The following is a 13269-nucleotide window of genomic DNA, read 5'->3' as shown; positions in this document are numbered from 1 at the left end:
TGAACCTGCAACAGCGATTCATTTCGGTCCATCACTTCAGGTGTGGATGAAATGAAGAGCAAACTACTCACTCGTTGCTCAGTTTTGAGAGCTCAAACTCTCAATCATCTCGTTTTTTCGACGGACACCGATGGTGAACGGACCGAAGAAACCGATTTGTTCTTTGAAAACTAGATATCGAAACGAAACAAACGCGAATTAGAACATTCCTTTTTAGCTGAACTTGTGTTAAACAAGTTTCAATAAAAACGGTAGTTAAATGCAATTGCGATGGTATCGGGTGGGAGCGACTTTTGGCTTTGCGTAAGCAAAACAAGGGAAGCGAGCAAACGAAACCGGAGCAATCTGGTTAAGCTGCTAAGAGCACACGGAGGATGCCTAGGCGCTAGGAGCCGATGAAGGACGTGGCGAACAACGATACTGCCTCGGGGAGCTGTAAGCAAGCTTTGATCCGGGGATGTCCGAATGGGGAAACCCAGCTGGGGTAATATCCAGTTACTCACAACTGAATACATAGGTTGTGTAGAGGCATACCAGGGGAACTGAAACATCTAAGTACCCTGAGGAAGAGAAAACAATAGTGATTCCGTCAGTAGCGGCGAGCGAACGCGGAGAAGCCCAAACCAGAGAGCTTGCTCTTTGGGGTTGTGGGACGTCTCACATGGAGTTACAAAGGAACCGGTTAAGCGAAGAGGTCTGGAAAGGCCCGCCAAAGAAGGTAAAAGCCCTGTAATTGAAAGTCTGTTCCCTCCGAGACGGATCCCGAGTAGTGCGGGGCACGTGAAACCCCGTATGAATCCGGCAGGACCATCTGCCAAGGCTAAATACTTCCTAGCGACCGATAGTGAAGCAGTACCGTGAGGGAAAGGTGAAAAGCACCCCGGAAGGGGAGTGAAATAGAACCTGAAACCGTGTGCTTACAAAAAGTCAGAGCCCTATGTTGCGAACTTGTTCGTCAACAGGGTGATGGCGTGCCTTTTGTAGAATGAACCGGCGAGTTACGTTCCCGTGCAAGGTTAAGGTGAAGAGCCGGAGCCGCAGCGAAAGCGAGTCTGAATAGGGCGAATGAGTACGTGGACGTAGACCCGAAACCGGGTGATCTACCCCTGTCCAGGGTGAAGGTGCGGTAACACGCACTGGAGGCCCGAACCCACGCACGTTGAAAAGTGCGGGGATGAGGTGGGGGTAGCGGAGAAATTCCAATCGAACTCGGAGATAGCTGGTTCTCCCCGAAATAGCTTTAGGGCTAGCCTCGGAAAACAGAGTCGTGGAGGTAGAGCACTGATTGGGTGCGGGGCCCGCAAGGGTTACCAAGCTCAGTCAAACTCCGAATGCCATAGACTTACTTCCGGGAGTCAGACAGTGAGTGCTAAGATCCATTGTCAAAAGGGAAACAGCCCAGACCATCAGCTAAGGTCCCCAAGTGTGTGTTAAGTGGGAAAGGATGTGGAGTTGCACAGACAACCAGGATGTTGGCTTAGAAGCAGCCATCATTGAAAGAGTGCGTAATAGCTCACTGGTCGAGTGACTCTGCGCCGAAAATGTAACGGGGCTAAACACACCACCGAAGCTATGGCTTGATGCTTGCATCAGGGGTAGGGGAGCGTTGTATAAGGGTTGAAGGTGTACCGTAAGGAGCGCTGGACATTATACAAGTGAGAATGCCGGTATGAGTAACGAAAAGATCAGTGAGAATCTGATCCGCCGAAAGCCTAAGGGTTCCTGAGGAAGGCTCGTCCGCTCAGGGTAAGTCGGGACCTAAGGCGAGGCCGAAAGGCGTAGTCGAAGGACAACAGGTCGAAATTCCTGTACCACCGTAAATCGTTACGAGCGATGGGGGGACGCAGTAGGGTAGTGACGCAGGCTGATGGATGCCTGTCCAAGCAGTAAGGCTGATGTGTAGGCAAATCCGCACATCGGAAGGCTGAGCTGTGATGGGGAGTGAAAATTACAGTAGCGAAGGTCATGATCTCACACTGCCAAGAAAAGCCTCTAGCCAGATGAAGGTGCCCGTACCGCAAACCGACACAGGTAGGCGAGAAGAGAATTCTAAGGCGCGCGGAAGAACTCTCGTTAAGGAACTCGGCAAAATGACCCCGTAACTTCGGGAGAAGGGGTGCCCCGGTAGTGTGAATAGCACGAGGGGGCCGCAGTGAAAAGGCCCAAGCGACTGTTTAGCAAAAACACAGGTCTGTGCGAAGCCGTAAGGCGAAGTATACGGGCTGACGCCTGCCCGGTGCTGGAAGGTTAAGGGGAGTGGTTAGGAGCAATCCGAAGCTGTGAACCGAAGCCCCAGTAAACGGCGGCCGTAACTATAACGGTCCTAAGGTAGCGAAATTCCTTGTCAGGTAAATTCTGACCCGCACGAATGGCGTAACGACTTGGGCGCTGTCTCAACGAGAGATCCGGTGAAATTTTAATACCTGTGAAGATGCAGGTTACCCGCGACAAGACGGAAAGACCCCATGGAGCTTTACTGCAGCTTGATATTGAATTTGGGTACGATCTGTACAGGATAGGTGGGAGCCTTTGAAGCATGAGCGCCAGCTTGTGTGGAGGCACCGTTGGGATACCACCCTGATCGTATCTAGGTTCTAACCTGGTGCCCTTAGCGGGTACGGGGACAGTGTCAGGTGGGCAGTTTGACTGGGGCGGTCGCCTCCTAAAGAGTAACGGAGGCGCCCAAAGGTTCCCTCAGAATGGTTGGAAATCATTCGAAGAGTGCAAAGGCATAAGGGAGCTTGACTGCGAGACCTACAAGTCGAGCAGGGACGAAAGTCGGGCTTAGTGATCCGGTGGTACCGCATGGAAGGGCCATCGCTCAACGGATAAAAGCTACCCTGGGGATAACAGGCTTATCTCCCCCAAGAGTCCACATCGACGGGGAGGTTTGGCACCTCGATGTCGGCTCATCGCATCCTGGGGCTGAAGTAGGTCCCAAGGGTTGGGCTGTTCGCCCATTAAAGCGGTACGCGAGCTGGGTTCAGAACGTCGTGAGACAGTTCGGTCCCTATCTGTCGTGGGCGTAGGAAATTTGAGAGGAGCTGTCCTTAGTACGAGAGGACCGGGATGGACGTACCGCTGGTGTACCAGTTGTTCCGCCAGGAGCACCGCTGGGTAGCTATGTACGGACGGGATAAGCGCTGAAAGCATCTAAGCGTGAAGCCCCCCTCAAGATGAGATTTCCCAGTATGTAAGACCCCTTGAAGACGACGAGGTAGATAGGCTGGGGGTGGAAGTGCAGCAATGCATGGAGCTGACCAGTACTAATCGGTCGAGGGCTTATCCAATAGCAGGTTTTGAGTCGCGTAGGTTTCGTTTCGAATCTAGTTTTCAGAGAACAATAACTCTGATGAATGGAAGAAGCTATGCTTCGACCAATCGCGTTTGGTGGCGATGGCGGAGGGGTTCCACACGTACCCATCCCGAACACGACCGTTAAGCCCTCTAGCGCCGATGGTACTTGGACCGCAGGGTCCTGGGAGAGTAGGACGCCGCCAAGCGGAACCCCGTTGGGGTATTTTTTTTCGAGTGATAGGGGCCTTTAGCTCAGTTGGTTAGAGCGCACCTCTGATAAGGGTGAGGCCGGTGGTTCGAGTCCACCAAGGCCCATAGTAACTAAATAAGAAGTACATGTATGGGGCCATAGCTCAGCTGGGAGAGCGCCTGCCTTGCAAGCAGGAGGTCAGCGGTTCGATCCCGCTTGGCTCCACCATTTTCCCTGATAGCTCAGTTGGTAGAGCACTCGACTGTTAATCGAGTTGTCACAGGTTCGAGTCCTGTTCGGGGAGCCATTAAGGCCCGTTGGTCAAGGGGTTAAGACACCTCCCTTTCACGGAGGTAACAGGGGTTCGAATCCCCTACGGGTCATATTACGGAGGCTTAGCTCAGCTGGGAGAGCATCTGCCTTACAAGCAGAGGGTCGGGGGTTCGATCCCCTCAGCCTCCACCATATATTTTTTATTAATGACGCGGGGTGGAGCAGCCCGGTAGCTCGTCGGGCTCATAACCCGAAGGCCGCAGGTTCAAATCCTGCCCCCGCAATTGCAGCTTTCCTAACCGAAAGTGATCTGGAACCGTGGTGTAGTTGGCCTAACATGCCTGCCTGTCACGCAGGAGATCGCGGGTTCGAATCCCGTCGGTTCCGCCATTAAATGTATCTTGGAGTAAGTTTTAATATGGCTCGGTAGCTCAGTCGGTAGAGCAGAGGACTGAAAATCCTCGTGTCGGCGGTTCGATTCCGTCCCGAGCCACCATGTAAACAACAATTTGATACGCCGGTGTAGCTCAACTGGTAGAGCAACTGACTTGTAATCAGTAGGTTGGGGGTTCAAGTCCTCTCGCCGGCACCACTTTATGGAGGATTAGCGAAGTGGCCAAACGCATCAGACTGTAAATCTGCTCCCTTACGGGTTCGGTGGTTCGAATCCATCATCCTCCACCAGTTTTCTTATATGAGTCATTAGCTCAGCTGGTAGAGCACCTGACTTTTAATCAGGGTGTCGAAGGTTCGAATCCTTCATGACTCACTTTTACTATATGCGCGTGTGGCGGAATTGGCAGACGCACTAGACTTAGGATCTAGCGTCTTTGACGTGGGGGTTCAAGTCCCTCCACGCGCATCCCTTATTTTGCGGAAGTGGCTCAGCGGTAGAGCATCGCCTTGCCAAGGCGAGGGTCGCGGGTTCGATTCCCGTCTTCCGCTCCAATATTTGCGCCCTTAGCTCAGCTGGATAGAGCGTTTGACTACGAATCAAAAGGCCGGGAGTTCGAATCTCTCAGGGCGCGCCATTATAACTTAATCTAATCTACGCCGGCGTGGCGGAATGGCAGACGCGCTCGACTCAAAATCGAGTGGGAAACCGTGGAGGTTCGAGTCCTCTCGCCGGTATGTCTAACGGGATGTAGCTCAGCTTGGTAGAGCACCTGGTTTGGGACCAGGGGGTCGCATGTTCAAATCGTGTCATCCCGATTTTTTTGTTTATGCGGGTGTAGTTCAATGGTAGAACTTTAGCCTTCCAAGCTAATAGCGTGGGTTCGATTCCCATCACCCGCTTAATATATTGAAGAAGAAAGAGACAGGATCTGCTGTCTCTTTCTTTTTTTGCGTGGAAAAGTCTAATTCCCTATTCCTATATTGTGTACCCGCTATGCATAGGGGAGCCTTCGTTATAACTCTTCAGGTCTTTCCTTCAGCCATACCTTCTACTCCCTCGTGTTAAGTCCATGAATACCCATGATTGAATGTCACCTGTTCAACAGCGTGTTTTTACCTCTAAGGAAGAAAGCATATCAAAAGACAATAGAACCGTTGACTCCTCCTCATATTACTCTATATCTTGTCTTCGCAATCAAAGAGAGAACAGTGTTTAAAACTCCATATTGTCCAGCTTGTTTACGCAAATAATCACTAATTTTAATAAAACGCTTACAAAAATAGCTTGCGAAAATACCCAGCCTGTAATACCATATGAATTAAGCGCTTAACCTTTAGGGGTAAGGCGCTTAAACTTAACTTAGATTAAGCGCTTAACCCGTAAAGGAAAGGATGACGATTAATTCATGACAACAATTCGATTAACGATGGCTCAGGCCCTACTTCGATACCTGGATCAGCAGTATATTTCGGTAGATGGGGTAGAAACCAAGTTTGTTAAAGGCATTATCGGAATATTTGGACATGGGAACGTAACCGGGATTGGTGAAGCCTTGGAGCGGAGTCCTGGAAGTCTGACTTATATACAGGGAAAAAATGAACAGGGCATGGTGCATACAGCTGCAGCTTATGCCAAGCAAAAGAATCGTAAGCAGATTTATGCCTGCACAACGTCGATCGGCCCTGGTGCATTAAATATGATCACTGCGGCAGCGACAGCAACGGTGAACCGGATTCCGGTACTGCTTTTACCTGGAGATAACTTTGCTACACGTGAGCCGGACCCGGTACTGCAGCAGCTTGAAGTAAGCAGCGACTATACGATATCCGCTACGGACCCGTTCAAAGCGGTCAGCAAATACTGGGATCGCATCGTGCGTCCGGAACAGCTCATGGTTGCTGTCACACATGCTATGCGTGTACTGACTGACCCGGCCGAGACAGGAGCTGTCACATTGGCACTGCCTCAGGATGTACAGGCAGAAGCATATGATTATCCGGAGGCATTCTTCGCCCGGAAGGTACATTACCTGGATCGCCGGCCTCCTGTTCCGGCGGCTGTTGAACGTGCAGTGCAGCAGATTGCCAGCAGCAAAAAGCCGCTGCTCGTTGCGGGCGGTGGAGTACTGTACTCTGAAGCATCCGCACAACTGATCGAGTTCGCGGAGAGCTTTGGTATTCCGATTGCTGAGACGCAGGCAGGCAAGAGTGCAGTATCTTGGGACCACCCGCTTAATGTGGGGGCTATCGGGGTTACCGGATCTCTGGCAGCCAATCGCTTGGCGAAAGAAGCAGATGTGGTGATTGGTATAGGAACAAGATTCTCTGATTTTACTACGGCGTCACATGCCGCTTTTCAACACCCGGAAGTAAAATTTATTAATATTAACCTGAACAGCATGGATGCCGCCAAGTTAGGCGGAGAAGCCATCTTGGCAGATGCACGTGAGGGGTTACAAACATTGCAGAAGGAATTGCAAGCACAGCAGTACCGCAGTGCATATGGTTCATCTGAGGTTGTTGATCTTCGTAATCAATGGAATACCGAAGTGGATCGTCTCTACGCTGCCGAGCATGAAGCCGGGCTGGCACAGACGAAAGCCATTGGTATAGTAAATCAGACAATTGATCCATCATCGGTGATTGTATGTGCGGCAGGAAGCCTGCCGGGAGACCTACACCGCCTGTGGCGTTCGGCTGAACCGAAAACATACCACATGGAGTACGGTTTCTCTTGTATGGGTTACGAGGTTAGTGGTGCCTTCGGCGCAGCGCTTGCAGAGCCCGATCGCGAAGTATACGCCATGGTAGGAGACGGCAGTTACCTGATGCTGCATTCCGAACTGGTTACCAGTTTGCAGGAACAGAAGAAGATGACAGTCCTCTTATTTAACAATAACGGCTTCCAGTGCATTCATAATCTGCAGCGTGAACACGGCAGTGATGGATTTGGTAACGAGTTCCGCTACAGAGATGCAGAGAGCGGACGTTTGACTGGCGATTATATGCCGATGGATTTTGCGGCTCATGCTCGCAGTATGGGAGCGAAAGCTTATCGAGCGGAAACCGCTGAACAGCTGGAGCAGGCACTTCGTGATGCCAAAAATGAAACGGTGACTACGTTGATTGAGATCCCTGTCGTCCCTGGAACCAATACAGGCGGATATGAGTCATGGTGGAATGTCGGCGTACCTGAAGTATCTGTTGAGGAAAAGGTAGTTCGTGCCCATGAGGCGATGAGAACAAATCGCGGCAAAGCAAAACTTGTTTAGTCTGCTATTCAGATAATCCTGCATTTATTCCATATTTATGTAACAAGATCCACAAGGTCTAACAAAGCTGAACAACAAAAGGAGCCGTGGAATCATGAGCAAGCTGCCATTCCAGCTTGGGATTCATCCGATCAATTGGGTCGGCGAAGATGTAAAAGAACATGGTGATGATACAACATGCGCCCAAATTTTGGACGATATTCAGCGTTTGGGATTGACGGGTACTGAGATGGGACGCAAATATCCGACCGACCCCGCTGCACTGCGTGAGGAGCTGAGCAAGCGAAATATTAATCTGATCTCGCAGTGGAAATCAGTGCTCTTCTCCGATCCAGCATATCGCCAAGCAGAGCTGGACGACTATCGCAGACACGCGGAATTCCTTCAGTCCATGGGCAGCAAGGTGATCAGCACAGCTGAGGTAGGAGGGTCACTTCACTTTGATCCAAGACGGACACCGCATGAAAAAGAAGTGCTTAGACTCAGCGATGCCGAATGGCATATTCTTGCTGAAGGCCTGAACCAGGCCGGAGCCATTGCTCAGGAGTACGGACTTAAGCTCACTTATCACCATCACGGGGGCACAGTTGTCGAACAACCAGAGGAAATTGATCGTTTAATGGAGCTGACAGATCCTTCTCTAGTATACCTGCTTTTTGATACAGGCCACGCCTACTATGGCGGCGCTGATCCGCTTGAGGTACTGCGTAAACATTACGATCGGATTGCCTATATCCATCTGAAGGATATTCGCCCGGATGTGCTGGATCAGGCACGAGCGGAGCAATCAGACTTTGTTGGCTGTATTCGCAGGGGGGTATTCACTGTACCAGGAGATGGATGCATTGATTTTGCACCCATTCTGCAGGAACTGATCACTCGTGGATATAACGGCTGGGCGATGCTGGAAGGAGAGCAGGACCCTGCGATTCATAATCCGTATGAGTATGCAAAACGTTCCCTGAGCTACATGGAGTCTCTCTACCAGCGCTGAAGACAGTTAACCAATCGAGCATCTATAATTGCGAAAATAGATTTTATATGCAGCAAAGAAGAATGATCCAACATCAATTCATGTCATTGGAGTAGATATCATCTCCTAATCAAACGAGATTCCACCATAGAAAGGGGCTCAAACACAATGACTTATGTATCCTTTCCAGCATCGAGGAAAAAGGATTTTACTGCCATTGGCCGCTTGTGCATCGACTTGAATGCCAATGAGATCAACCGTCCGATGGAAGAGACAATGACGTTCACCAAATACGTTGGTGGTTCTCCGGCCAATATTACGATCGGCATGTCCAGACTTGGAATGGAAACGGCCTTCATCGGCAAAATTGCAGGTGACCAGATGGGCAGATTCATCCAAAGCTATCTGGAGAAGAACGGGATCGACACCTCCAATGTAGTGACCGACAACACCGGGGCAGTAACCGGACTTGCTTTTACCGAAATTAAGAGTCCCACAGATTGCAGTATCCTGATGTACCGGGATAATGCAGCAGACCTGTTATTACAGGCCAGCGAGGTACAGGAGCAGCTGATTGCGGATTCCAGAGTGCTGCTGATCTCCGGTACGGCTCTTGCGCAGAGTCCATCACGGGAAGCCGTCATTCAAGCCCTGACCTACGCGAAAAAACATGGCACGGTCATCGTGTTTGATCTGGACTACCGTCCATACACGTGGACTTCGGATGAAGAGACAGCCGTTTATTACAACCTTGCTGCCGAGAAATGCGACATCATCCTGGGCACACGGGAAGAGTTCGACATGATGGAGACATTTGAAAATAATCCGGATCATAGCGATCAGGTGACAGCACAAAAATGGTTTGATTTTTCAGCCAACATTGTTGTCATCAAGCACGGAAAAGAAGGCTCCATCGCATATACACGTGAAGGGCTCTCACATCGGGCAAACAGTTACCCTGCTCGTGTTGTGAAAACGTTCGGTGCAGGCGATTCATACGCTGCAGGATTCCTCTACGGCTTAATGCAGGGCTGGACGATTGAGCGCAGTATGAGCTACGGAAGTGCGGCAGCAAGTATTGTTATCTCCAGCCACAGCTGCTCGGATGCGATGCCAACCGTAGAGCAGGTAAATGATTATATCGAACGCTGTGACCGGGGCGAAATTATTCCATCTTAATGAACTGCACAGTCAATTATAAAATACAGCATTCTACAAGCAAGTGATGCACATAAACGAGGGGAGACAGCACACATGGGAAAAGGAACTTCAGAAGCATCTGCAGCAGTGACGAATGTACAGAACTGGATCGGGGGTACTTGGGTAACCCCGACGACAACACGAACTGAAGCAGTCGTTAATCCGGCAACAGAAGAGATTATTGCCTACGTGCCGCTGTCTGAACAAGCCGATGTCGATCAGGCAGTGCAGGCTGCACGGGCAGCATTCAAATCATGGAGCACCACACCGGTTCCTCGCCGTGCCCGCATTCTATTCCGTTATCAGCAGCTGCTGGTAGAGCACTGGGAAGAGCTGGCGAAACTGGTTACATTGGAAAATGGTAAAAGTTATGCGGAAGCTTATGGCGAAGTATTACGCGGTATTGAGTGCGTTGAGTTCGCGGCAGGTGCCCCGAACCTCATGATGGGCAAACAGCTGCCTGATATCGCTACAGGACTGGAATCAGGCATGTACCGTTACCCAATCGGGGTCATCGGAGGAATCACGCCGTTCAACTTCCCGATGATGGTACCTTGCTGGATGTTCCCGCTCGCGATTGCTTGTGGTAACACATTTGTTCTGAAGCCGTCCGAGCGTACTCCGCTCCTGGCAGGACGTTTGGCAGAACTTTTCAAAGAAGCAGGGCTGCCTGACGGCGTGCTTAACATCGTTCATGGTGCACATGACGTTGTAAACGGACTGCTGGAACACAAAGAAGTAGCTGCCATTTCCTTTGTTGGCTCACAGCCTGTTGCAGAATATATCTACAAAACAGCTTCCGCACACGGTAAACGTGTTCAGGCACTGGCTGGCGCGAAAAATCACTCTATTGTTATGCCGGATGCTGACCTTGATCTGACCGTGAAAGAGATCACAAGTGCGGCCTTTGGATCAGCTGGCGAACGCTGCATGGCTTGTTCTGTAGTTGTTGCTGTTGGCGATGTGGCCGATGCTCTGGTGCAAAAGCTGGTGGAAGCAGCTGACCGGATCAACATCGGTAACGGCATGGACGAAGGCGTATTCCTGGGTCCGGTAATCCGTGGTCCTCACAAAGAGCGTACGCTGGGATACATTGAATCGGGTGAACAGGAAGGCGCAGCATTGATTCGTGATGGGCGCAAGGATCAGGCGGCAGACGGCTCCGGTTATTTTGTAGGGCCAACCGTATTTGACCATGTAGACAGCACGATGAAAATCTGGAAAGATGAAATCTTTGCTCCAGTACTATCCATAGCAAGAGTTGAAACGTTGGAAGAAGCAGTAGAACTCGCGAATCGCTCGGACTTTGCAAACGGAGCATGTCTGTTCACGCGCAGCGGTGCGAATATGCGTCAGTTCCGTGAAACGATTGATGCAGGCATGCTCGGAGTGAACCTGGGCGTCCCTGCACCGATGGCTTTCTTCCCATTCTCCGGTTGGAAGAAATCTTTCTATGGGGATCTGCATGCTAATGGCACCGATGGTGTTGAGTTTTACACTCGCAAGAAAATGGTAACCACTCGCTGGTAATCGTCTAAAGCACAGCACATATGCACAAAAGGGGGCTGAGTGAATGCTCAGCTCCCAGACACCTTAGGGATGCAAATAGGGAGGATAACGGAATGGGCAAGGACAAAGTAAGAATTGGCATCATCGGTGCTGGACGTATCGGCAAAATCCACGCAGACAACCTGCTGCGCAACCCGCATGCCGAGATTGCAGCGATCAGTGATTTATTTGCAGGACCCGAACTGGAGGCTTGGGCTTCCGAACGTGGTATCTCTGTTGTTACCAAAGACAGCAGTGAATTGATTGCCATGCCAGATATTGATGCCATATTAATCTGTTCTTCAACAGACACACATGTACCTTTGATTGAACAGGCAGCCCAAGCGGGTAAACACATTTTCTGTGAGAAGCCGGTAAGTATGGACTTGTCCCAGACGGAAGCGGCAGTAGCGGCTGCAGCAAAGGCTGGCGTGAAGCTTCAGATCGGATTTAACCGCCGCTTTGACCACAATTTTAGAAGAGTGCGCTCACATGTGCTGGAAGGCACAATTGGCGATCCCCATATTCTCAAGATTACTTCACGTGACCCGAGCCCGCCGCCTGCGGAGTACATCCGGGTGTCCGGTGGAATTTTCATGGACATGATGATCCACGATTTTGATATGGCCCGTTATTTGTCTGGCAGTGAAGTGGAGGAAGTTTACGCCAAAGGTAAGGTGCTCATTAATCCGGTATTTGCTGAGCATGGCGATGTGGATACCGCCATCGTTACGTTGACGTTTGCGAGTGGGGCAATTGGTGTTATTGATAACAGCCGCCAGGCAGTGTACGGATATGACCAACGTGTTGAAGTGTTCGGTTCGCTCGGCAGTGCATCGGCAGATAATGATCATCCGAATACGGCAGAGATCAGCACAGCATCTGGACTGATGCGAGACAAACCACTGCACTTCTTCCTGGAACGTTACAATGAAGCATATGTGCAGGAGACCGCTCTTTTTATTGATGCCATCATTCATGATAAACCGGTCATAGTAGACGGTAACGATGCTGTACAGGCTGAGCGGATCGCGCTGGCAGCCAAGATGTCTATGGAGCAGGGAAGACCTGTGAAGATGGTAGAGGTTCCGGGTGCATCACGCGAGACACAGTCAGCAGCCCAATAAAAAACAGAAGCAGCATGACAGATTCTATGATTATGATCAGTTAAAATAAGCGATCACGTCATACAGGATCAATTCAGATTAGATTAGATGAATACGGAAGGAGTGAATGACAGCATGTCAGAACTTATCGTAAAACCTGCTGTGAACCCGGAGGCAGATGGAACGCTGTTAACCGTGACTCCGGAGTCTGCGGGCTGGGAATACGTCGGATTTCAGGTAGCGAAGCTGGCAGCAGGGGAGAAGCTGAGCCGGGAGAGCGGAGAACAGGAGCTATGTGTGGTGCTTCTGAGCGGTCTTGCGAATGTAAGCACCCGCGATCAAGTATGGGAAAACATAGGAAAACGGATGAGCGTTTTCGAAAAAATTCCGCCGTATTCGGTCTATGTGTCCACAGCAGATCAGGTAGAGATTACAGCACTTACCGAGCTTGAGATTGCGATCTGTGCTGCCCCAGGTAAAGGCACGTATCCATCGCGTTTGATTGCCCCTGAGGATGTAGGTGTGGAAGGCCGCGGTTATGGCAATCTGGAGCGTCATATCCATAACATTTTACCGGAGCAAAAAGAAGCAGACAGCCTGCTGGTCGTTGAAGTGTTCACACCGGACGGCCACTGGTCGAGCTACCCGCCGCATAAACATGATCGGGATGCGCTGCCAGATGAATCATTGCTGGAGGAAACGTATTATTTCCGCGTGCAGCCGGAGCAGGGATTTGCCATTCAGCGTGTCTATACCGATGACCGTTCCGTGGATGAGACGCTGGCCGTGAAGAACGGTGAGGTCGTGCTTGTGCCGAATGGGTATCACCCGGTAGGTGCCCCTCCGGGGTATGAAGTCTATTATCTGAATGTGATGGCAGGTCCAACGCGGACTTGGAAGTTCCATAATGATCCTGACCATGAGTGGTTATTCAAAAAGTAAAAAGTAAAAGTAATTCTGTCTTCACATTGCGCAAGCAGTATTCCCCCTTCATAATAAGAAGAGAATAATCAT

At 50.6% G+C, this 13269-nt stretch carries 6 protein-coding genes, 17 tRNA genes and 2 rRNA genes; all 25 read left to right on the top strand.

Annotated features, from left to right (window positions below; genetic code table 11):
- The first annotated feature begins 347 nt into the window (after positions 1-347).
- The 25 genes from ABXS70_RS24665 to iolB all read left to right on the top strand — a co-directional run bounded on the left by ABXS70_RS24665 (position 348) and on the right by iolB (position 13197).
- Positions 348-3290, top strand: a 23S ribosomal RNA gene (locus tag ABXS70_RS24665).
- A gap of 96 nt (positions 3291-3386) precedes the next feature.
- A 5S ribosomal RNA gene (gene rrf / locus ABXS70_RS24660) occupies positions 3387-3503 on the top strand.
- A 35-nt stretch (positions 3504-3538) separates the two neighbouring features.
- Positions 3539-3612 (top strand) — tRNA-Ile (locus ABXS70_RS24655).
- 27 nt (positions 3613-3639) lie between these two features.
- Positions 3640-3715: transfer RNA gene (locus tag ABXS70_RS24650), tRNA-Ala, on the top strand.
- A gap of 3 nt (positions 3716-3718) precedes the next feature.
- A tRNA-Asn gene (locus tag ABXS70_RS24645) sits at positions 3719-3794 on the top strand.
- A 4-nt stretch (positions 3795-3798) separates the two neighbouring features.
- A tRNA-Glu gene (locus ABXS70_RS24640) sits at positions 3799-3870 on the top strand.
- A 6-nt stretch (positions 3871-3876) separates the two neighbouring features.
- Positions 3877-3952, top strand: a tRNA-Val gene (locus ABXS70_RS24635).
- An 18-nt stretch (positions 3953-3970) separates the two neighbouring features.
- Positions 3971-4044: transfer RNA gene (locus ABXS70_RS24630), tRNA-Met, on the top strand.
- A 28-nt stretch (positions 4045-4072) separates the two neighbouring features.
- A tRNA-Asp gene (locus tag ABXS70_RS24625) sits at positions 4073-4150 on the top strand.
- A gap of 30 nt (positions 4151-4180) precedes the next feature.
- Positions 4181-4256: transfer RNA gene (locus ABXS70_RS24620), tRNA-Phe, on the top strand.
- 20 nt (positions 4257-4276) lie between these two features.
- A tRNA-Thr gene (locus tag ABXS70_RS24615) sits at positions 4277-4352 on the top strand.
- Between the two features lie 6 nt (positions 4353-4358).
- Positions 4359-4444: transfer RNA gene (locus ABXS70_RS24610), tRNA-Tyr, on the top strand.
- A gap of 12 nt (positions 4445-4456) precedes the next feature.
- A tRNA-Lys gene (locus tag ABXS70_RS24605) sits at positions 4457-4529 on the top strand.
- 12 nt (positions 4530-4541) lie between these two features.
- A tRNA-Leu gene (locus ABXS70_RS24600) sits at positions 4542-4622 on the top strand.
- 11 nt (positions 4623-4633) lie between these two features.
- A tRNA-Gly gene (locus ABXS70_RS24595) sits at positions 4634-4708 on the top strand.
- Positions 4709-4714: 6 nt separating this feature from the next.
- Positions 4715-4791, top strand: a tRNA-Arg gene (locus tag ABXS70_RS24590).
- A gap of 21 nt (positions 4792-4812) precedes the next feature.
- Positions 4813-4891 (top strand) — tRNA-Leu (locus tag ABXS70_RS24585).
- Between the two features lie 7 nt (positions 4892-4898).
- Positions 4899-4972 (top strand) — tRNA-Pro (locus ABXS70_RS24580).
- A 13-nt stretch (positions 4973-4985) separates the two neighbouring features.
- A tRNA-Gly gene (locus tag ABXS70_RS24575) sits at positions 4986-5056 on the top strand.
- Positions 5057-5562: 506 nt separating this feature from the next.
- Positions 5563-7428, top strand: a complete 1866-nt coding sequence (iolD, locus tag ABXS70_RS24570; RefSeq protein WP_366291588.1) for a 3D-(3,5/4)-trihydroxycyclohexane-1,2-dione acylhydrolase (decyclizing) — start codon at positions 5563-5565, stop codon at positions 7426-7428.
- A 94-nt stretch (positions 7429-7522) separates the two neighbouring features.
- Positions 7523-8422 (top strand): myo-inosose-2 dehydratase, encoded by a 900-nt coding sequence (gene iolE, locus ABXS70_RS24565; protein ID WP_366291585.1) that lies wholly within the window; start codon positions 7523-7525, stop codon positions 8420-8422.
- A gap of 147 nt (positions 8423-8569) precedes the next feature.
- A complete protein-coding gene (gene iolC / locus ABXS70_RS24560; RefSeq protein ID WP_366291582.1) occupies positions 8570-9580 on the top strand; it encodes a 5-dehydro-2-deoxygluconokinase in 1011 nt (336 codons plus the stop codon).
- Positions 9581-9655: 75 nt separating this feature from the next.
- Positions 9656-11131 carry a CoA-acylating methylmalonate-semialdehyde dehydrogenase gene (locus ABXS70_RS24555; RefSeq protein WP_366291579.1) on the top strand — a complete coding sequence of 492 codons (1476 nt, stop codon included), beginning with the start codon at positions 9656-9658 and terminating at the stop codon, positions 11129-11131.
- A gap of 92 nt (positions 11132-11223) precedes the next feature.
- Complete coding sequence (iolG, locus tag ABXS70_RS24550) at positions 11224-12276, top strand: inositol 2-dehydrogenase (protein WP_366291576.1); 1053 nt, start codon at positions 11224-11226, stop codon at positions 12274-12276.
- A gap of 114 nt (positions 12277-12390) precedes the next feature.
- A complete protein-coding gene (gene iolB, locus ABXS70_RS24545) occupies positions 12391-13197 on the top strand; it encodes a 5-deoxy-glucuronate isomerase (protein WP_342553821.1) in 807 nt (268 codons plus the stop codon).
- The last annotated feature ends 72 nt before the right edge of the window (positions 13198-13269 follow it).

This window comes from Paenibacillus sp. AN1007 (genome assembly GCF_040702995.1).
Lineage (GTDB): Bacteria > Bacillota > Bacilli > Paenibacillales > Paenibacillaceae > Paenibacillus.
Note: the sequence above shows the minus strand (reverse complement) of the source record. Positions and strands in the feature narration are given on the sequence as shown.

Bases quoted from the DNA above. Each gene is read 5' to 3' on its own strand.
- ABXS70_RS24555 (WP_366291579.1), top strand. From the start codon at position 9,656: ATGGGAAAAGGAACTTCAGAAGCATCTGCAGCAGTGACGAATGTACAG.
- iolB (WP_342553821.1), top strand. From the start codon at position 12,391: ATGTCAGAACTTATCGTAAAACCTGCTGTGAACCCGGAGGCAGATGGA.
- iolD (WP_366291588.1), top strand. From the start codon at position 5,563: ATGACAACAATTCGATTAACGATGGCTCAGGCCCTACTTCGATACCTG.
- iolE (WP_366291585.1), top strand. From the start codon at position 7,523: ATGAGCAAGCTGCCATTCCAGCTTGGGATTCATCCGATCAATTGGGTC.
- iolG (WP_366291576.1), top strand. From the start codon at position 11,224: ATGGGCAAGGACAAAGTAAGAATTGGCATCATCGGTGCTGGACGTATC.
- iolC (WP_366291582.1), top strand. From the start codon at position 8,570: ATGACTTATGTATCCTTTCCAGCATCGAGGAAAAAGGATTTTACTGCC.